The 18,210-nt window shown below is 61.2% G+C and carries 17 protein-coding genes; 6 read left to right on the top strand and 11 right to left on the bottom strand.

Annotation, left to right across the window (positions count from 1 at the left end; all coding sequences use genetic code 11):
• Nucleotides 1-89: 89 nt before the first annotated feature.
• Both ABFC66_RS15450 and ABFC66_RS15445 read right to left on the bottom strand, forming a co-directional pair.
• Nucleotides 90-779 (bottom strand): VOC family protein, encoded by a 690-nt coding sequence (locus tag ABFC66_RS15450; RefSeq protein ID WP_346741867.1) that lies wholly within the window; start codon nucleotides 777-779, stop codon nucleotides 90-92.
• 29 nt (nucleotides 780-808) lie between these two features.
• On the bottom strand, nucleotides 809-1,459 hold the full coding sequence (locus tag ABFC66_RS15445; RefSeq protein WP_346741866.1) for a TetR/AcrR family transcriptional regulator: 651 nt from the start codon (nucleotides 1,457-1,459) through the stop codon (nucleotides 809-811).
• 93 nt (nucleotides 1,460-1,552) lie between these two features.
• Here ABFC66_RS15445 and ABFC66_RS15440 point away from each other — a divergent pair, with 93 nt between their 5' ends.
• Entirely contained in the window at nucleotides 1,553-2,704 is a 1,152-nt protein-coding gene (locus ABFC66_RS15440) for an alpha/beta hydrolase (RefSeq protein ID WP_346741865.1), read from the top strand.
• Nucleotides 2,705-2,918: 214 nt separating this feature from the next.
• Nucleotides 2,919-4,166: a hypothetical protein gene (locus tag ABFC66_RS15435; RefSeq protein WP_346741864.1), complete on the top strand. Its 1,248-nt coding sequence runs from the start codon at nucleotides 2,919-2,921 to the stop codon at nucleotides 4,164-4,166.
• Here the strand turns inward: ABFC66_RS15435 and ABFC66_RS15430 are convergent.
• The gene (locus ABFC66_RS15430; RefSeq protein WP_346741863.1) at nucleotides 4,155-4,637 is read right to left on the bottom strand and encodes a helix-turn-helix domain-containing protein; all 483 of its coding nucleotides are present in this window, start codon (nucleotides 4,635-4,637) and stop codon (nucleotides 4,155-4,157) included. The genes ABFC66_RS15435 and ABFC66_RS15430 overlap by 12 nt on opposite strands.
• A 228-nt stretch (nucleotides 4,638-4,865) precedes the next feature.
• On the opposite strand from ABFC66_RS15430, the gene ABFC66_RS15425 reads away from it, so the two are divergent.
• Complete coding sequence (locus tag ABFC66_RS15425; RefSeq protein WP_346741862.1) at nucleotides 4,866-5,516, top strand: class I SAM-dependent methyltransferase; 651 nt, start codon at nucleotides 4,866-4,868, stop codon at nucleotides 5,514-5,516.
• Here the strand turns inward: ABFC66_RS15425 and ABFC66_RS15420 are convergent.
• On the bottom strand, nucleotides 5,513-6,667 hold the full coding sequence (locus ABFC66_RS15420; RefSeq protein ID WP_346741861.1) for a hypothetical protein: 1,155 nt from the start codon (nucleotides 6,665-6,667) through the stop codon (nucleotides 5,513-5,515). The genes ABFC66_RS15425 and ABFC66_RS15420 overlap by 4 nt on opposite strands.
• 174 nt (nucleotides 6,668-6,841) lie before the next feature.
• Here ABFC66_RS15420 and ABFC66_RS15415 point away from each other — a divergent pair, with 174 nt between their 5' ends.
• The gene (locus ABFC66_RS15415; RefSeq protein ID WP_346741860.1) at nucleotides 6,842-7,579 is read left to right on the top strand and encodes a DUF707 domain-containing protein; all 738 of its coding nucleotides are present in this window, start codon (nucleotides 6,842-6,844) and stop codon (nucleotides 7,577-7,579) included.
• Between the two features lie 85 nt (nucleotides 7,580-7,664).
• On the opposite strand, the gene galE is transcribed toward ABFC66_RS15415, so the two are convergent.
• The 4 genes from galE to ABFC66_RS15395 all read right to left on the bottom strand — a co-directional run bounded on the left by galE (nucleotide 7,665) and on the right by ABFC66_RS15395 (nucleotide 12,434).
• Complete coding sequence (gene galE / locus ABFC66_RS15410) at nucleotides 7,665-8,717, bottom strand: UDP-glucose 4-epimerase GalE (RefSeq protein ID WP_346741859.1); 1,053 nt, start codon at nucleotides 8,715-8,717, stop codon at nucleotides 7,665-7,667.
• Nucleotides 8,714-9,817 carry an FAD-dependent oxidoreductase gene (locus ABFC66_RS15405; RefSeq protein ID WP_346741858.1) on the bottom strand — a complete coding sequence of 368 codons (1,104 nt, stop codon included), beginning with the start codon at nucleotides 9,815-9,817 and terminating at the stop codon, nucleotides 8,714-8,716. Before ABFC66_RS15405 ends, galE begins: the two co-directional genes overlap by 4 nt.
• A 61-nt stretch (nucleotides 9,818-9,878) precedes the next feature.
• Nucleotides 9,879-10,931 carry a hypothetical protein gene (locus ABFC66_RS15400; protein ID WP_346741857.1) on the bottom strand — a complete coding sequence of 351 codons (1,053 nt, stop codon included), beginning with the start codon at nucleotides 10,929-10,931 and terminating at the stop codon, nucleotides 9,879-9,881.
• Nucleotides 10,932-11,150: 219 nt separating this feature from the next.
• Nucleotides 11,151-12,434 carry a cytochrome P450 gene (locus tag ABFC66_RS15395; RefSeq protein WP_346741856.1) on the bottom strand — a complete coding sequence of 428 codons (1,284 nt, stop codon included), beginning with the start codon at nucleotides 12,432-12,434 and terminating at the stop codon, nucleotides 11,151-11,153.
• Between the two features lie 151 nt (nucleotides 12,435-12,585).
• On the opposite strand from ABFC66_RS15395, the gene ABFC66_RS15390 reads away from it, so the two are divergent.
• Nucleotides 12,586-13,317: a MerR family transcriptional regulator gene (locus tag ABFC66_RS15390; RefSeq protein WP_346741855.1), complete on the top strand. Its 732-nt coding sequence runs from the start codon at nucleotides 12,586-12,588 to the stop codon at nucleotides 13,315-13,317.
• 456 nt (nucleotides 13,318-13,773) lie between these two features.
• Complete coding sequence (locus ABFC66_RS15385) at nucleotides 13,774-14,391, top strand: transglutaminase-like cysteine peptidase (protein WP_346741854.1); 618 nt, start codon at nucleotides 13,774-13,776, stop codon at nucleotides 14,389-14,391.
• Between the two features lie 33 nt (nucleotides 14,392-14,424).
• On the opposite strand, the gene ABFC66_RS15380 is transcribed toward ABFC66_RS15385, so the two are convergent.
• From ABFC66_RS15380 to ABFC66_RS15370, 3 genes are all read right to left on the bottom strand, one after another.
• The gene (locus tag ABFC66_RS15380) at nucleotides 14,425-15,006 is read right to left on the bottom strand and encodes an invasion associated locus B family protein (RefSeq protein ID WP_346741853.1); all 582 of its coding nucleotides are present in this window, start codon (nucleotides 15,004-15,006) and stop codon (nucleotides 14,425-14,427) included.
• 47 nt (nucleotides 15,007-15,053) lie between these two features.
• Nucleotides 15,054-16,808: a ShlB/FhaC/HecB family hemolysin secretion/activation protein gene (locus tag ABFC66_RS15375; RefSeq protein ID WP_346741852.1), complete on the bottom strand. Its 1,755-nt coding sequence runs from the start codon at nucleotides 16,806-16,808 to the stop codon at nucleotides 15,054-15,056.
• An 80-nt stretch (nucleotides 16,809-16,888) separates the two neighbouring features.
• The coding region (locus tag ABFC66_RS15370) for an MBG domain-containing protein (protein ID WP_346741851.1) at nucleotides 16,889-18,210 on the bottom strand (1,322 nt) is incomplete at its 5' end.

Raw genomic sequence — 18,210 nt, 5'->3', positions numbered from 1 at the left:
ACTTCACTGGCCCAAGCCTGCCATACCACTCCGGGACTAGAAAGAGCCAGCCTCGCGCCCCCTCCCCTGAGCGCGAGGCCGGCGGCGCGTCACACCGTCTCAGCGACGGGCGGCGCCGTATAGGAAGCCGACTGGGTAATGACCTCGTCGGGAACCTGCAGCATCTGGAGATAGACCTCTTTCGGATAGGCCATATGCGGCTTTTCCGGGTCATAGGGCGGCTGGGGCACGGGGCTAGGGCCGGTATAGGGAGCGGGCGCCTTGAAGCGTGCCGCCTCCTCCGCTGAAATGCCGGCCTTCTTGAGGACAGCCGTATCGATCCACTTCGCCGGATCGACCGCCACGTCGGATGTCGCGACTTCGAGCGTCATGTGATCGGGACCGGCGAAATAGATCGAGCGGCACATGCCGTGATCGATCGGGCCGATGACATTGACGCCGTGGGCCCGAATGCGGTCACGAATGGCGATGAGATCGCCGTCGGAATCGACGCGGAAGGCGAGATGCTGCAGCGTGCCGGCCGCGCTCGGAAGTGCGCCGCTGCCCGCATGGGTCTTGCCGATCTCGATCGGGATCTTGTCCACGTCGGGAAGCTGCACGATCGAGAAATAGCTGTGATCGTTCATGCGCAGGAACGCATGCAAGCCGCCCGGCACGCCATGCATGTCGAAAAGCGCGACGAGGGGGCAGCCCAGAACTTCCGAAAAGAAGGCGATGTGTTTCTTGATATCCGAGGCCATGAAGGCCAGATGGTGAATACCCGTCGTTAGCTGAGTCATCTTTTCTCCTCCCATGATTTACTCGACCTCTACGCGTCCTGATCGTCGCTGACGAACCCGCTGAGCAGGGCGTCGAGAACCAGGCTTTCATGCGCGGCGCGCCCTTCCGCCGTGTCGGGATCGAAGCCGAAGGTGTCGCGCATGAGCGGCGCGAGATTGATGACGCCTGCCGCGCCCGCCTGCAGCGTGATGACGATCATTTCCGGCGGAAAGGGCTTCAGCACGCCGGCCTCGATGGCGGCGCGGGCAAGGGCGGAAAGCCGCCTGTTGCGGTGGCCCAGCACATGCTCGTCGAGCCAGGCGAGGCGTTCGCCGCCCGCCATGCCTTCCAGCGCGACCACGCGGCCAAGTGCCGGATGCTTCCAGCTGATGCGCAGGAAGAAGCGCATGGCGATGCGCAATTGCGCCAGCGGCGAAGCGTCCTGCGCCGCATCGAGCATGCGCTCTTCTTCCGCAATCACCTCGCCAAGGCCGAGCATGGCGCTGCGCCAGAGCTGATCCTTGTCCTGAAAATGATAATGCAAAGTGGCCTGCGAAAGCCCCGCCGCCTCGGCAATGCCCGCCATGGTGACGCGCTCGAAGCCGAGCCGCGAGAACTGGTCGAGCGCGACTTCGCGAATCCGGGCGGCCGTGCGCTCACCCTTCCCCGCCGAAACAGTCGCCGAACCCGACGCGGCCATATCTGACTCCAAAATCAGTTTTGTTGATTTTATAATCAAAAAAGATAATTTCAGCAACGACAACGATTACCGCGCCCTGGGGAGGAGATCGCAATGAAGGTGGTACGCGAGCCATATGGCTTTGTGCATGCGGATACGAGCCGGCTGAAGGAGGTCTATGGCGGCCCCACCGGCCAGGTCTTCGTGGAATGCATGAGGATCAGGCCCGAGACGGGCGAGTCGAAGACCGCAATCCTGTTCAGCCATCCGGTCGGCGGCGGCTCGTTCCTGCCGCTCGTAACCGCGCTCGCGGCGGCGGGCCGCCACGTCATCTATTGCAACCCGCGTTATCGGGGCAACGACACGGCGCTCATCATGGAGAAATGCGCCCTCGATCTCGGCGCATGCATCGCCGACCTCAAGAAGCGTTTCGGCTATGAAAAAGTGGTGCTGGGCGGATGGTCCGGCGGCGGTTCGCTGTCGCTCTTCTATCAGGATCAGGCGGAGCATCCGACCATTACCGAGACGCCGGCGGGCGACGCCGTGGACATCAAGGGCGCCGGCCTTCAGCCCGCAGACGCCGTGTTGCTGCTCGCCGCTCATATCAGCCGCTCGTGCACGATGACCGAATGGCTCGACCCTTCGATCCTCGACGAGGACAAGCCCTTCGAGCGAGATCGCGAGCTCAATATCTACGATCCGCAGAACCCGAACCAGCCGCCCTATTCGGACGCCTTCGTGCGGCGCTTCCGCGAGGCGCAGATCGCCCGCAACCGCCGCATTACGGCGCGGGTGAAGGCCACGCTTGCGGACCTCAAGGCCAAGGGCGACCCCGATGCGGAGCGGCCCTTCTGCGTCTACGGCACCATGTGCGACGTGCGCTGGACCGACCCGACGCAGGACCCTTCGGATCGCCGTCCCGGCATCTGCTATCTCGGAGAACCGAAGATCGCCAATGACGGCCCTGTGGGCCTCGGCCGCTTCACCACGCTGCGCTCATGGCTCTCGCAGTGGAGCTACGACGAAAGCCGGGCGAACGGCATCGTCAATGCGGGTCACATCTCCGTCCCCGTGCTCGTCATCAACAACACGGCGGACCTCGCCTGCACGCCGAGCCATGCGCAACGCCTCTATGACGCTGTCGCTTCGAAGGACAAGTCGATCGTCCAGATCGAGGGTGCGGACCACTACTACATCGAGAAGCCCGAACTGCTTCCGAAGGCGGTCGCCGCCGTCGGAAGCTGGCTCGACGCCCGAGGCTTCTGAGCGAGACGCGACGCATTTCGGATATGAAGGAACGCACTCCGGTGAACGCGCCGGAGTGCGTTCGCGCGCACATTCATCCGCTTACGCATTATTTTGATTTCAGCGAAAATTCAGTCAAATAAATTGACAATCGAAAACGGGCGCCAATATTATTTTGTCAATTAAATTGACAAAATAAGCTGCAACACATGCAGCGCCTTCCGGGAGCCGCAGGATGAACGACAAGCCGAACGCACTGCCCCTCGCCGACCGACGCATACCCGCCGGCGGCGATTGGCTGGACAAGAGCGAGGTGGCGGAACTCACCCCCGCCATCCTGGCCGAGCGCATGCGCGCCATCGCGCCGCTCGCCGAACGCAACGCCTTCGAGGCGGAGAGATTGCGCCGCCCTGTCGATGAAGTCTGGAACGAGATCCGCAGGGCGGGATATTTCTACCAGTTCGTGCCGCGTCGCTTTGGCGGCATGGAGATCGATACGGACGGATTTCTCGACGCAACGCTGCCGATTGCCGAAGTCTGCGCCTCGACGGCATGGGCCGCATCCTTCTGCGCGGAACATAACTGGATGTTCGCCCATTTCCAGGAGCAGGCGCTGACGGAAATCTGGGGCGAGTTTCCCTATATCGTCGCGCCTTATGTCGGCATTCCGCCGGGCCACGCCGAACGCGTCGAAGGCGGCTATCGCATCAGCGGCCATTGGAAATGGGGAACCGGCGTCATGCATGCCGACTGGATCATGGTCGGCGCGCAAACCGCAGAGCAGGACAATCCCGAACGGATCATGACGCTCTTCCCTGCCAGCGAGGCACAGGTTCTCGATACATGGCATGCCGACGGCATGTGCGGCACGGGCAGCAATGATATCGTCGCCCAGGACGTCTTCGTCCCCAAGCACCGCACGATTTCGCTCATCCCGATGATCTCGGGCAAGGGGCCGGGATCGGCGCTTTTCGACAATCCGCTCTATAGCTGCCCCATGTATCCCTTCCTGGGGTTCACCGCTTCCATGTCCGCGCTCGGCGTCGCGCGCGGCGCGGTGAAGCAGGCGCGCAAGCGGCTGACCGAGCATGTCAAGGTCGGCAACCTCACCACTCAGGTGGAAAAGCCCGCTGCGCAGATGCGCCTGGCCCGCGCGGCGCTCCTCACTGAAATCGCCGAACAGACGATCCGGCAGGCAGGCCGCGACACTGTCGCGGCAAGCGCGATCGCGGAGCCGGAACAGACCACCGCGCGCATTCATCTGCGCGGCCGGATTGCCGAAGCGGTGAAGATGTGCCGCGAGGCCGTCTGGATTCTCGCAGAGTCTTCGGGGTCGAGCATTCACATGCTCAGCCACCCGCTGCAGCGTGCGCTCCGAGACATCAACTCGATTTCGAGCCACATCGTTTTCGACGTCGACACGGCTTACGAGCTTTATGGCCGGTCGCTGGTCGGATTGCCGCCGAACTCGCTACTGACGTGATTTTGCGCCACGGCCGGGCCTCTGCCCGGCCGGCGCCTTCGCCATGGCCTTGCCGGACTCCGCATCGAGAGGGGGCATTCCCCAATCGGACTCGAAGGCCGCGCATAGCGCATTGAAGCGAGTCTTTCCGATGCGCGCGGCGAGTGCCTCCTCCAGCGACGTCATCACCGCGATGGCGTCGCGCCGGATTTCCACCGAACGCGGACTGAAGACAACCCTTTGCGCGCGCCCGTCATTCGGGTCGGGCTCGATTTCGACGAGCCCTCTCGCCGCCAGCTCGCCGAGTGCCAGGCTCATCGCCTGCCGCGACACGCCGAGATTCTTCGCCAGCTCCGAAGGCCGGTGCACCCCCGCCGCGATGTTCGCCAAAATCATGGACTGGCTGCGCGAGACGGACTGGTGCCCTCTCGCCCGCAGCCCTGCCTGCAGCGCTTCATCGAACCAATAGACCGCCGACAGGAGGTCGATCATGAGATAGGGGCTTCTCATCGAAGCACCGGAATTGCGTCCGGGTTCGAGCGGGGCGAAAGAAGATGTCCGATCTCTTTCATAGCGGATGGGTCAAAGCTCTCTGATTGAATCATTTGGTGCATGCTTGTGCCGATGACGACGCCTGCAGGGCCACGCTTTCACACGGCACCCAGATAGGCAACCGCGCACAGATCATATCGCGTCCGCACCAGAAGCAAGGAACTGCACATGTCCGCAACCGACGCTCAAACATCGTCCAGAGAGTATGTCTTCACAACGCGCTGGTTCGAACTTAACGCGAAAAATCTTTGGGATAGGCTGATCCCGCAGGTCAATCCCCGGAAAATTCTCGAAATCGGCTCATTCGAGGGCGCCAGCGCCTGCTACATGATCGACAAGCTCGGGCCGAACCATGCTCTCGAGCTTCACTGCGTCGACAACTGGGAAGGCGGCATCGAGCACCAGAACCGGGCGCTCGACATGAGCGCGACCGAACAGCGCTTCCACGACAACATCAGCCGTGCGATTGCCGCATCGCCGAACCCCGTCGACCTGGTGATCCACAAGGCATATTCCGACCAGGCGCTCGCCAAACTTCTCACGGAGGGAAAGGCCGGCTATTTCGACTTCATCTATGTCGACGGCTCCCACCAGGCGCCGGATGTTCTCTACGACGCCGTTGTGGGCTTCAAGCTGCTGCGCATCGGCGGAACCATGGCTTTCGACGACTATCTCTGGTCCGACCAGCAAGCGAAATCCAAGGACCCCATCAGAATGCCGAAGCCCGCGATTGACGCCTTCGTCAACCTGAACCTCCGCAAGCTTCAGCAGCTCAACGCGCCTTCGATCCAGCTCTATATCCAGAAGATCGCCGATTAGCCCAGCGAGGCCTCGCCCGTCTGCAAGGCGATCAGGGCGGTCGCTGCCTCCTGTATCTTCTCCGCCTCCCATCTGAAGACCTCGACCTGACTGGCGCGGTTTGCTTCGGTCAGGGCCCGATTGGCCATGGCGATCGCAGCTCTCCCCTTCCCTTGCGCCTTTGCAAGTTCAGCCCGAATCAACGCATTCCGCGCGCGCTCCAGACACAGCTGACGCGAAAAAACGCGCATCAACGCCTTTAGCTCATCGGCGAAGATGCACTCCCGCTCAATCTCGTCGAGATTGGAAGGCAGCTCGTAGCGGCTCCAGTCAGGCTCGAGATCCTCGAGCCGAATGGTTTCATGACGACGCGCAAGCTCCGCATTCGACTCCGTGAATTTCGCCTGAAATGCCCTCGCCACATCGATGCCAACCGAAAGCGGCGCGCTGCGCGGAAGGTGTTGAAGCAGGGTTTCACTGAAGAATAGCGGGATCTGAAGCACATTCGACAGCGCGATGATGTTCACCCCCACCGACAGATTCTGGTTCTCGACCGGCCCGAAGCTCTGCCGATCAAGCGAAAGATGTTCGATGACATAGTCCAGGAAAGGCAAGTCGCGCTTATAGGCGAAGCACCTCAGGTTTTCTCCGCCAAAGCCGCTCTCCCATCTCTCGATGGCCGCGTTGTAATCAAAGACCGCCCGATTGTGTTTCTGCCCGTGGAACCAGCTCCTGTCGATCCGAACGCCCAGCTTCGATGCTGTCGACGCGAAAGAAACCGCGGTGTCGATCTGCGGCCGAAGATAAAGAACCACCTCGACCGACTCGAAATACGCCCTCAGAAATTCCGCCAGATCGCCGACCATCTGCGCCGACGCCAGCCTGAAGTACAAGTCTTCGAACGAAATTATGCAGACAGTGCACCCTGCCCGGCGCATCTGATCATATTCGCCCCTGAAAGCCGCGAGCGCATTCTCGCGAAAATGATCAGGAGACAGAACAATATCAATCGCGAATGGGTGGTTGTGCCCTCCCGGTCGCGCATCGGTCGCGGGAAAAGCTGTCGGATACCAGACACCTCGCTCAACCAGGGACTTGCGATTCCCGGCGAGCCACGCCTGCGCCGTCGTGGTGCCGGTCTTCACGGTTCCAATATGAAGGATGAGCTTCATCTCGTTAACCACCCAGCCGCCAGAATCCGACTTGCGCCGCGACTTGAGCGCATATCAGCATAAAAACGATCGAGCCGCCTCGCCGCAAGTCCGCGCACACGGTCTGCGGACTGGCGCTTTTCCAAAATGAACATACCATGCGCAATCGGCAAATCAGACAGAACGACCGGAATCATGATCCAACGCGAAAATCTTGTGGTGGTACGCGCAGGCGACAAATCGCTGCACCCGCAATGGCTGACCAACGGCCCACGTAGCTGGGATCTTGCCGTGAGCTATTACGGCGACTATCCGGAGCGCTACAAGGACCAGTACGATCTCCTGCATCTCTACAAGGGGCCGAAATGGGAGGGCCTCGCCGACTTCCTCAACGCGCATCGCGATCTTGTGCGGGCCTATCGCTATGTCTGGTTCCCCGACGACGACCTTCTTGCCAGCGCGGAGAATATCGACCGCTTTTTCTCGATATGCGCCGAGGCCGACTTCACCATCGCCCAGCCCGCGCTCACCCGCTACAGCTATTACACTTGGCCGATCACGCGGCGGCAACGGGGTGTCACCTATCGCCGTACCAACTTCGTGGAAATCATGGCGCCCTGCTTCAAGGTGGAGACGCTGCCGCTCTTCGAGCCGACATTCACGCTCAGTTCGTCATGCTGGGGCGTGGAATGGCTCTGGTGGGACATTGCCGCGAAGGCGGGTATCGCGCAGTTCGGGATCGTGGATTGCGCGCCGGTCCATCACACACGAAAGGTGGGATCGGCGGGGAGCGGCGGCGCGACCGGCTCTCCCCGGCAGGAAGAGCAAAAGCTCATGGAGGACTATGAGCTGCGCCAGATCGAGCCGCGCGTGCTCGAAATCTATCCTCCCGCATGGCGGCGACTCCTGACGCGCCGCTCACGCCAGGACTGAAAACGAACCAAAAAAATTTAGATCGTCGCCGCCAAATTCAAGGAGCCGATCGACTGGCTGCATCAACGCCTGGATGTTCGAACGACTATGGCTCCACCTCATGGGCGTTCCATTCATTCGCCTGCCCGACCGGACCGCGTGACATCCAGTTCCATGCCGTCCGCACAATGGACGGCAGATCGGTGAATTGCGGTCTCCAGCCCAGCACCTCTTCGGCAAGGCGTGCATCGCCCACCAGAACCGCCGGATCGCCCGCGCGCCGCGGCGCCATACGATACCTGATCGGGATACCGGTCACGGCTTCGCAGGCCCTGATGACATCCAGCACGCTGAATCCGTTGCCATTGGCGAGATTGTAGAATTCCGCCGGGCGATCCTGCCCCACCTCCCCGTTCAGCAGGCGCTCAGCTGCAAGGAGATGCGCGCGGACGAGGTCGCTCACATGGATATAGTCGCGCGCACAGCTTCCATCCGGAGTGGCAAAGTCGCCGCCGAAGACTTCGAGCTTCGTCCCGGCGGGATCGCCACCATTGCGAACGCGCATCGCCTCGGCCAGTACGAGCGGTATGAGATGCGTCTCCGGGTCGTGACGCTCGCCAGCGCGGCCCTGCACGTCGCATCCGGCCGCATTGAAATAGCGCAGGCTGATGCTGCTGACGCCATAGGCCCGCCCATAATCGAGCAGCACCTGCTCCACCATGAGTTTGCTGCGCCCATAGGGATTTATCGGGTTCTGCGGGTGGCTTTCCGCAATCGGCAGTTGGCCCGGCTCGCCATAGGTCGCGCAGGTCGACGAGAAGACGAATTTGTCCACGCCGCTGCGGCGCATGGCAGCAAGCAGGTTGAGGCTGCCCAGCACATTGTTCTCGTAATAGATCTCGGGCTTTGCGACCGACTCGCCAACATAGGCGAAAGCAGCAAAATGCATGACGAGATCGAAGGAGCGGCTCGCCAGACAAAGGTCGATTTCCCGCGGCGCGCGCAGATCGCCGACGACAAGCTCGGCGCCGCGCACAGCGTCGGCATGGCCTTGCGACAGATTGTCGAACACCACCACTTCGTGCCCTGCGTCCTGCAGCGCGAGCACCATATGCGAGCCGATATAGCCGGCGCCGCCGACGACAAGAATCTTCTTCACGAGATATCCTCCCTTGCCGTTTTTTCGATGAGACGCCGAGCCAGGAGGCGCGCCCGCGCGATCGCCTGATCCATGTCGTAATAGCGATATTCGCCGAGACGCCCGCAGATCAGCACATCGGTGAGCGCCGCCGCGCGGGCGCGATAACGCGCATAGAGATCGCTGTTTGCCTGATCCGGAAAAGGATACTCGTAATCCGCCGGATTGTCCGGCGTGAACGGTATCTCGCGTGTCAACACGGTGCCTCGAATATTACCCGCCACATCCGGCTCCATCATATGCTTCCATTCGAGCGTACGAATGTGAGCACCCTCCGAAGGGTCGGGATTGTTGACCTGTCCGCAGGGCTGAATCGCTTCGGACTCCGGGAAATACTCATGGACGCGGCGCTGCCCGCGATAGGCGAGACGCCCCATGTCGAAATCAAAGAACTCGTCGATCGAGCCTGTGTAGACGAGACCGATCCGCGGCTTGAAGGCGTCGCGCTGCTGCAGATAGTCCGTCTTCAGATGCACCGGAATACCCTCAAGCATGGCCTCGACCATGCGCGTATAGCCTTCCACCGGAATGCCTTGATGGACATGGCGCATGAGGCGCGGCTCATCGTCTTCCCGCACGTCGAAGCGCTTGACCAGTCCGGCCGAAAGTGCGGTCGCCGGCACGCCCCACTGCTTCTCCGTGTACCCCTTCACGAACTTCTCGTAGACCAGCTGCGGCATGAGGCTGAGCGCCGCCTCTTCGAAGTTGGCCGGTGTGCCGATAAATTCGGGCCGCCAATCCTTGCCGACCGTCCGATTGATGTAGCTCCCCGCAATCGGCCAGTTCTCATGGCGTCCGTCGACCAGCGACTTGATGGCAGGTTCATATTTGTAGAAGGTGGCGAAGCGATTGACGAATTTCCAGAGGTCGTCGTCATTGGTGCGGAAGTAGTGCGGCCCGTAGGTATGGATGCTGATGCCGCTCGGATGCACATGATCGTGGACATTTCCGGCGACATGCGCACGGCGGTCGAGCACCACGACGCTGCGCCCCGCATCGCGGAGCGCTCGGGCAATCACCGCTCCGGTCAATCCCGCACCTACGACGACGTAATCGCTCATCCTCTGCACATCCCGATCCGGGTCTTGAGATACCTCATGTTCGGACCCTAGAACACGATGCTCATGCATCGCCAGCACGAATTAGCGGCCAGTTTCTGAACTTTCGCACCAGACGTCGCTTGTAATCTGCAGACGCCATCCACTCGATCCGGAACCTTAGATAGGGAAAACGAAGTGAGGCGATGAGCCTCGATAATATCGAGCTACCGGCTGCGCCTTCCTGATCTCTCTCCGCCGCCTTGGATGCCAACTCTTCGGCCTTCACAAAGGCCTGCTCGACGGCACCGCGAAATTCGTCCCTGACCCATGCGGCGTTTGCAACCTGTTCCAGATAGCACGCCAGCAGGTCGGTTCGGTCGAGATAGTCCCGCTGTGTATAGAAAGCGAAATGACAGACGATGGCGCGGCCATCGACCTTGTTCACCGCCCCCATGCGGCATGGCTTGACGACCGAGAGGAACTCCTCTTCTTCGCGATCGACCTGCCCGGCAAATGTCGAAAACATGTCGCCGCGCCAGGATATGCAGTTAATCGAGAAGCGAACCTGCGCGAGCATCCGCGGCTCGAATTGCATCGTCGACAGTTGATTACGGCCGATCAGTTCGAGCGCATGACGATGGAGGCTTTCCGCAAAAGGACCGCTTTTCCAGCCGAATTCATCGAATGCGTGCGCATGGACGTACTGACTGTCGTCATAAAGCCCCAGAACCTGGAACATGTTGGTAAATACGGCATTGTTGACGACGGCTGCCGACACCAGAAACGACTCCGTATCGCGAATCCGCGTTTCCGCGAGGGCTCTGATGCTGCCCGGTTCTATCCAGACGATGTCATCGTCAAACCTGATATAAATCGTGCCCTGATCGACGCAGCCAGCGAAGAATTCGCAGATGGTGAAGGCTCCGTCGACAATTCCCCTGGGCTGGGGAACGAGTTTTACCTTTGGAATCTGAGCCAGCTCATTCAGAAAGAGAAGATCGAGCTGATCTTCCGTGTTCATCCATATCTGATATTCGTCAACAACATCCTCGGAAAGGATTTGCGGAACGAGCAGGCGCATATATCGGCGGCGGCCGGCGGGCGTCACGCAAACGATACGAAATCCGTTCAGCAAAAGCCTCTCCTCGCCCCATAGTCATTGTCGGTTCGGCTTTATCTTTTAATGCTCAGTCCTCGCACTAACAAGTCCGCCCTGCCTCCTTGCGAGGCCCCCCTCTCCAATGTGCCCCCGATGGGAAAACGAAAGGCCGGTCACTGCTGCGTGGTGCAGTAACCGGCCTTCTGGATTATCGAAAGCGTCCGGCGCCTTCCGGCTGCGCCCGGGCGGCCTTTCTCAATGCATCTTGAACCTGATGGGAACGGACTTCGGACCGCTGACGAATTCCGACTGTGCCATCTGACCTTCACCTGCCATCTCGACCGACTCAAGACGCGGCAGCAGCGTCTCCCAGAACAGACGCATCTCGAGCCGCGCCAGATGCTGGCCGAGGCAGATATGCCCGCCATAGCCAAAGCCTACATGCTGATTTGGCGTGCGGTCGGGCCTGAAAGTGAAGGGGTCCTCGAACTTCTCCTCGTCACGATTGGCGGAGAGGTAGGAGAGATAGATCAGATCGCCTTCTTTGATCTGGCGACCGCGCAGCTCATAGTCGACCGTTGCCGAGCGGATGAAGTGCTGCACGGGGGTCGCCCATCGGATGCTTTCCTCAATGAAGCCGGGAATGAGTTGCGGATCGGCCTTGAGACGGGCAAGCAGCTCCGGCTGCTCGGCGAGAAGCCACATGCCGGTTGCCGTGGTGGCCGAGGTCGTGTCGTGGCCCGCGGTGGAGGCAATGATCAGGTAGGAGATCATTGCCCGCTCCTCCATCGGATTGCCGAACACCTTGCCGTTCGCGATCAGCGAGGCGATGTCGTCGCGCGGATGGGCACGCCGGTTCTCGATGATCGGATCGTAATATTCCTTGAAGCTGTTGTAGACGATGTTCCACGTCTCGGTGATTTCGATCGGATTGCTCGGATCGGCGCCCGGCCGCTTGAGGTCCGGATCGGCCCAGGTAAAGAGCCATTGCGTGAGCTGCAGCATCTTCTCATGGTCCTGCGCCGGAACGCCGATGAGGTCGAGCACGACCTTGAGCGGGTAGCGGAACGCAATGTCGGTCGCGAAATCGCAAGACCCGCCATGCTCGGCCATTCTGTCGACATACTTCTCGGCCGTCGCTCTGACGCTGTCTGTCAGTCCCTTGATGTTGTTGGGCATGAAGGTTGCCGCGAGCACATCGCGATAGGCGCGGTGCTCCGGCGGGTCGAGCTGCACGAGCGAGCGGAAGATATTGTGCTGGCCGCCTGTGTACTGCATCACAAGCTGCTCGCCTGCCTGCGAGATCAGCGTCTTCGAACGATCTCCGCCATGAAAGATTTCGTCCTGCCGGGTGATTTCGCGCAAATCGGACCACCTGGTCACGATCCAGTGCGGGTCAAAGCCCGGAACCTCGGCGATCGCGAGCGGATAATCGCGACGCAGACGGGTGAAAAGGGCATGGATCTCCGACCGGTTTGCAAAGGACGCCGGATTGAAGGCCGGCGCGATCAGCTCGGTTGGAATAATGGATGCGGTCATTCCTGTTTCCTCCCACGCGCTTGCCGGCCAATCCGGCCGCGCTATTATTGCGTTATATTATTACGCATTTTTGCGTATAGAGTCGATGCGTTTTCGGTTGCGGCCTTTTGACCGCAGAATGGCCTCAGACGAATCAGCTGGACGAAATCCCATGAAGATGCGCGACCTTGAGCGGCGTACGGGTGTGAACCGCGAGACGATCCGCGTCTATCTCCGCGAAAAGCTGCTGCCCGAGCCCCAGCGTCCCAAGCCGAATGTTGCGGAATATGACGAGGCGCATGTGCGCGGCATCCTCGCGATCCGCGAGCTGCAACACGAGCGGAACCTTTCGATCCCACAGATCAAGCGGGCGATGGCCGGCAACCTCGATGCGATGCCTGCCGATCCGAGCGCTTTTCCCCATCTCGATACGCTGCTGGCCGCCCGTCTCGGCGTCGACGATGCTCTGATTCCGCTATCGGGCTTGTTGAGCCGTAATCCGAATGCGACACCAGACGCAAAGGCTCTTGCCGCAATCGGCGCCATCCGGCTGCGGCGGCGCAACGGTGCAGTCCATCTGAGTCCCACCGATGCGCAGATCGTGGGCCTCTGGGGCGACATGCGCGCCGCGGGCTTCACCGAGGAACAGGGTTTCACGCCCGCGATCACGCGCTTTTACGTCGAAGCGGCGGAGGCTCTCGCGAAGGAGGAGGTCACCCGCTTCCTCGACACGCTGGGCAACCGGCTCGACGCGCGGCACACGGCAAAACTCGCTCAAAGCGCCATCGATATCATGCTGCCCTTCTTCGGCCTGCTCCGCATGAAGGCCGTGCTTGAGGCATTTGCGCAAAGGAGCCAGGCACAAGCCCCCGCGAAGAAGGCCGAAAGCCAGGGCGCATCGTAAAATCCATGCGCGTCGCGCATAGACCGCGTTACGAACACCGTCTCCCTGGCGTCATTGATCAACGGCGAACGAACATTCACGCCCGCAGCGCGACGATAAACTCTGTACAGGGAGTAAAATGTCAGCGCCCGGCATCCGCGCGGTAATTGACGTGGACAAGGCTCCGGCGAAGCAATAACCCGTCGATACGCGCTAGCGTTGCGGGAGGTTGCACGCTCACTCACACGCTCGCTGGCGTTGCATGAAATCCTGAGCTAGGGTTTTTTCAGACCACAGGGTAGGGGCCGGTCACATCACGCCTGGATCGAAAGATCGGGCGGCGGGTGCGTGATGGCTTCTGTTCGAGTCCGGCGACTCACAATCTGGATTGGTTTGCTCCTGCCGATGGCGGGTTGCGCGGACACATCCGACGCCCCGGCCATTACTCCCGCGCCTCCTGTTCGCCACGAAGCCTATATGCCAACCGGTCAGGCGGTGCCGCCTCCGCAGGGCTTCAAGATGCTATGTCTTCGTGATCCCTCCGAATGCAGCGGCGGCACAAATGCGCCGCGCCGCCTGACACTCACAAGGCAGCGCAGCCAGGAGCTTGAGGCCGTCAACGCCTATGTAAATGGATTTCCCGAAACCACCGACGAAGCGAACTATAACCAGATCGAGTACTGGACGGCGGCAGATAGGGTCCGCGGTGGCGATTGCGAGGACCTGGCGCTCGAAAAGCGGAAGCTGCTGGTCGAGCGCGGATGGCCCGAAGAGGATCTCCTGCTCGCGACGGTAACGACGGCGCCCGGTGAATCGCATGTCGTTCTGATCGCCGTCACCGATCAGGGCGAGCTCGTTCTCGACAACAAGAACTGGGCAGTCATTCCGTGGGGCTACGCTCCCTTTACATGGGAGAAGCGGCAGTCGCGGGAGCGGCCTGCCGTCTGGGTCGAACTCAACCCCAACCGCTTCACCGGCGAAGCGCTGAAACTGCCCCCGCTCGATCAGCGTGGGTCTGCGGTGGCGACTGCCGCGAAACCGTTGCCGCCGGGCGAGGCCGCTACCAGCGGCCTCGGCACGTCGATCACCCCTTGATCCTCAAGACACGGCGTCGGGATGGCTCGCGGTTCACTTCCGCAACGCTTCCACAGCCTTGTCCAGACCATCCAGCGGAATATCGAAATTCAGCACCTTGTCGGCCGTGGTGGAGATGCTGACCTTGGACTTGCCCGCCGCCAGAGCTTCCTTCATCAACGCTTCATCCACCGGAAAGATCGCATCGCAACCAAGAGGCATGCAGGACGCATATTGCACATGTCGAACCGGCGCCGTCCCGAAGCCGATATCGATGCCGCGATCAAGCTGCACTCCGCTCAGCGTATGGATCGTGGCAAGAAGCTTTCCGTCCTGATCGTATGAAAGGATCCACGCCAGCAGGGTCTGCTTGCTCTTGGTTTCCTGAACTTCCAGGACGGCAATGCACGCCTGCTCGCCAGAACCCTTCTCGACCTCCCGGCACTTGATGTCCCATGCGCCGAAGCTCGCCGTCTTGACCCATGGCGCGGCTTCGGGCTGCACGACGGAGGTGGCGGAGGCTTGAGGCGCGTCCCCTCCCCGATTGCCGATCAAGTAACCGATCGCGCCGGCGATGAGCACACCGGCAAGAGCGATCAGAGCGAGATGTGCGGGCTTGAGTTTATCCAGCGACACTATGGGTAACCTTTTCAAACGTAAACGAGACCAGGCCCGGTATAGAATTAATAGCTGACCGTAAGCTTAACTTCCGCCCGCCAATCGCCGCTCTTCGTGTCCATCGCATCATGCATGGCATAGGCGCCATCGACGGAAGCGCTGAAGTTCCTGCCGATGCTGTAGGCAAGGCCCGCACCGGCCGACATGGGGGTCAGGCTGCTGCCGTCGAAGCGATCCTTGGCGTAGCCGGCATCGAAGAAGACGTAAGGCAGCGCGTTGTCCTGAAGCGTGGTGAAACGCCCGAGCGCGTTGAAGGTCGGCAGACGCACCTCGTTTCGCGTCAGCACGCCTGTATCGAAGCTGCCGTCGTCGGAGTTGTAGCCGCGGATCTGGGCAATGCCGATCTGCTGCGACTCCGGCAAGGCCGCCGTGGTGAGCTGACCGGCAATTTCGGTGTGGAAGCTGACGCCCGGAACGATCGGAAGATCGTGAACCAAGGTCGCCTCGACAAAATCATAGCGTGCGCTAGTCACGCGGCTTCCGGAGGCGCCTACAGAGTAGTTCTTGAAATGGGTAGAGTCGTTATGGTTGCCGACACCGCCGGGGCTCGAATGGACCGAGACGTCGAGCTGGCTCGCGCCCGCCAATGTCGTGAAGCCGCCGGACCAGCCCGCGAAGACCTGATACACATCAACTAGCGCCGCAATATCCACATCAAAAAGGTTCAGTATTGCGTCCGAATTTTGGTGTACAGCCTCAACACCACCGTAAATATCGCCGCCTAGATTGGTGAAGTTGGACAGCGCACTGCGATAGGCGATCGAACCTTCGATGGTACGCTGACGGAAGGTAATAAACTCGCGATCCTTCGATGTTTCGACCTCACTAAACAGTGCCTCGATCTGCTGACGCGGTGCAGTCGGAACGACAAGGCGCGCGGCCTGGCTCGCATAGCTCGGATGACGCGCGTTGTTGAAGAGGCTGCCTTCGTCGTACCAGAAGTCACGGCTGCCAGTGAACTGATAGGAGAAAAAGCTGTCGGGGATCAGAACATCGCCGACGGTGCCACCGACAAAATAGCGACTCTCCGTTGAGGACGGCGCGCCCGAATTGGCATAGCCCGCATAGACGCGCCACGGCTTGCCCTCGGTCACGCGCAGATTGAGGTCCGTCTCGCCCGCCTTTGAACCCGGCGTGAAAATGGCTTCCGCCTTGTGGAAATTGCTCCGGTTGATCCAGTCGAGATCCTGAAGAAGCGGCTCGGTCTCGACGCGCTCGCCCGGCTTCACGCGGACGCGATCCGTGTAGAACTCCGCGGACGCACGGCTGTTGCCCGATGCGGTAACCCGGCCCACCGTGAAGTCCACGATACGGAACTGCAGGACGCCCTCGCTGATTTCCTGCGGCGGCGTCAGCACGGCCACAAAAGGAAGACCCTTGGCGCGATAGATATTGGCGACGGTCGCCTCGATCTCCGCGATGAGACGGCGGGTGACCGGCTGTCCGACATAGGCGGCAAGCTTCGCCTGCGACGCTTCGTCCTGAAGATCCGCGACACGGCTCGCGTCGATCCCCTTGAGGCCCTTTGCGGTGACGACGTCGTCCTTCTTGCCGAGCAGGACGATGGCGCCGACCTTCGGCCCGAGAGGCACGGTGTCGAGTTCCTGCGGCAAGGCATTCGGCGGAACCAGATCCGCCGGCCCCTGAGGCAGCGGCGCGGGCGGCAGGTTGCGCTCGATCGCATCCGCGCTCGCTTCCACGCTGATGAGCAGCGTCAAAAGCCCCGCCATGCCCGCTGTGATCTTGTTTGCCTTACGCATCCTTAGCCCCTGCCGCATCAACCATAAAAAGATAAAAGACGGCGAAGCGGGTTTCCCCGCTTCGCTGCCTTGCTTGTTTCTCAGAACGACGCCGGGATGAACCGGATGCCGTCATTCGGCTGCCAGTTGTTCGGGTAAGGCCTACGAACGCAAACCTTGTCGATCTTCTCATCCTCGCGGCAGCCGTTCGCCACGATGCTGCCCGTGACATCACCGCCGTTGCCGCCGCCATTGCCGCCGCCCCCGGTCGTGACCGTGCTCCCCGACTGCGGAGCGTTGCCGCCCTCGGTCGTGGTGCCCGGCGTCTGGGTCAACGGATTGACGGTGAACACGCCATCGTTGAAGGTCAGCACATAGTTGGACGAAAGCGCCAACGTGCCCTGGGTGATCGCATAGTCGCCCGGCAGTTCACCCGCGTCGCGAGCGAGAATGCCGGAGAACGTATCGCCGTTCACCAGATTGCCGCTGGCGATCGAATAGGTCAGAGCCGGATCGAACGAACCGAGCAGCTTGCTGACATTATCCGCCGTCACCGTGATCGCCCGCTGGCCGACCGTCAGATTGTCGCCGACATAGCTGAGCGCGTAGTTGCCCGAGGCGTCAGCCAGTGTGCCCTGCGTGATGCCGTAGCTGCCGACATCCGAGTACTGCAGTGCCGTCGTCGCCAGGCCGCCCGTCAGCGTGTCGCCGTTGACCAGGTTGCCCGACGTCACCTGCCAGGTCAGAGCCGGGTTGACGTCGCCATAGGTCTTCGACTTGGCATCCGCCGTCACCGTGATCGCCCGCTGGCCGACCGTCAGGCTGCCTTTGGCATAGGTGATGGCGTAGTTGCCCGAGGCGTCAGCCAGCGTGCCCTTCGTGATGTCGTAGCTGCCGACATTCGAGAACTGCAGTGCCGCCGTCGTCAGGTCGCCCGTCAGCGTGTCGCCATTGACCAGGTTGCCCGACGTCACCTGCCAGGTCAGAGCCGGGTTGACGTCGCCATAGGTCTTCGACTTGTCGTCCGCCGTCACCGTGATCGCCCGCTGGCCGACCGAGAAGGTGCCATCAACATAGTTGACGGTGTAGTTCGACAGGCCCGTGCCGGCCGCATTGCTGGCCACGATCGCATAGGGGCTACCCGCCACACCCGCCGTCGCCGCCGCGCCCGACGAGGTCAGCGTCGCGCTGGTCACCGCGTCGGAGTTCTTGAGACCGGAAACCGTGTACTCGGTGCCGTCGAAGGTGAACGCGTCGCCATAGGTCTTCGACTGGTTCTCCGCCGTCACCGTCAGCGCCGCCTTGCCGACCGAGAAGGTGCCGTCAACATAGTTGATGGTGTAGTTCGACAGGCCCGTGCCGGCCGCGTTGCTGGCCGAGATGGCATAGCTGCCCGCGTTGGCCGAGGCCGCCGCGCCCGACG

The sequence above is a fragment of the Parvibaculum sp. genome (assembly GCF_039680535.1).
Lineage (GTDB): Bacteria > Pseudomonadota > Alphaproteobacteria > Parvibaculales > Parvibaculaceae > Parvibaculum.
Note: the sequence above shows the minus strand (reverse complement) of the source record. Positions and strands in the feature narration are given on the sequence as shown.

Coding starts and splice junctions, on each gene's coding strand:
- ABFC66_RS15450 (WP_346741867.1), bottom strand. CDS start 779: ATGACTCAGCTAACGACGGGTATTCACCATCTGGCCTTCATGGCCTCG.
- ABFC66_RS15445 (WP_346741866.1), bottom strand. CDS start 1,459: ATGGCCGCGTCGGGTTCGGCGACTGTTTCGGCGGGGAAGGGTGAGCGC.
- ABFC66_RS15440 (WP_346741865.1), top strand. CDS start 1,553: ATGAAGGTGGTACGCGAGCCATATGGCTTTGTGCATGCGGATACGAGC.
- ABFC66_RS15435 (WP_346741864.1), top strand. CDS start 2,919: ATGAACGACAAGCCGAACGCACTGCCCCTCGCCGACCGACGCATACCC.
- ABFC66_RS15430 (WP_346741863.1), bottom strand. CDS start 4,637: ATGATCGACCTCCTGTCGGCGGTCTATTGGTTCGATGAAGCGCTGCAG.
- ABFC66_RS15425 (WP_346741862.1), top strand. CDS start 4,866: ATGTCCGCAACCGACGCTCAAACATCGTCCAGAGAGTATGTCTTCACA.
- ABFC66_RS15420 (WP_346741861.1), bottom strand. CDS start 6,667: ATGAAGCTCATCCTTCATATTGGAACCGTGAAGACCGGCACCACGACG.
- ABFC66_RS15415 (WP_346741860.1), top strand. CDS start 6,842: ATGATCCAACGCGAAAATCTTGTGGTGGTACGCGCAGGCGACAAATCG.
- ABFC66_RS15405 (WP_346741858.1), bottom strand. CDS start 9,817: ATGAGCGATTACGTCGTCGTAGGTGCGGGATTGACCGGAGCGGTGATT.
- ABFC66_RS15395 (WP_346741856.1), bottom strand. CDS start 12,434: ATGACCGCATCCATTATTCCAACCGAGCTGATCGCGCCGGCCTTCAAT.
- ABFC66_RS15390 (WP_346741855.1), top strand. CDS start 12,586: ATGAAGATGCGCGACCTTGAGCGGCGTACGGGTGTGAACCGCGAGACG.
- ABFC66_RS15385 (WP_346741854.1), top strand. CDS start 13,774: ATGCCAACCGGTCAGGCGGTGCCGCCTCCGCAGGGCTTCAAGATGCTA.
- ABFC66_RS15375 (WP_346741852.1), bottom strand. CDS start 16,808: ATGCGTAAGGCAAACAAGATCACAGCGGGCATGGCGGGGCTTTTGACG.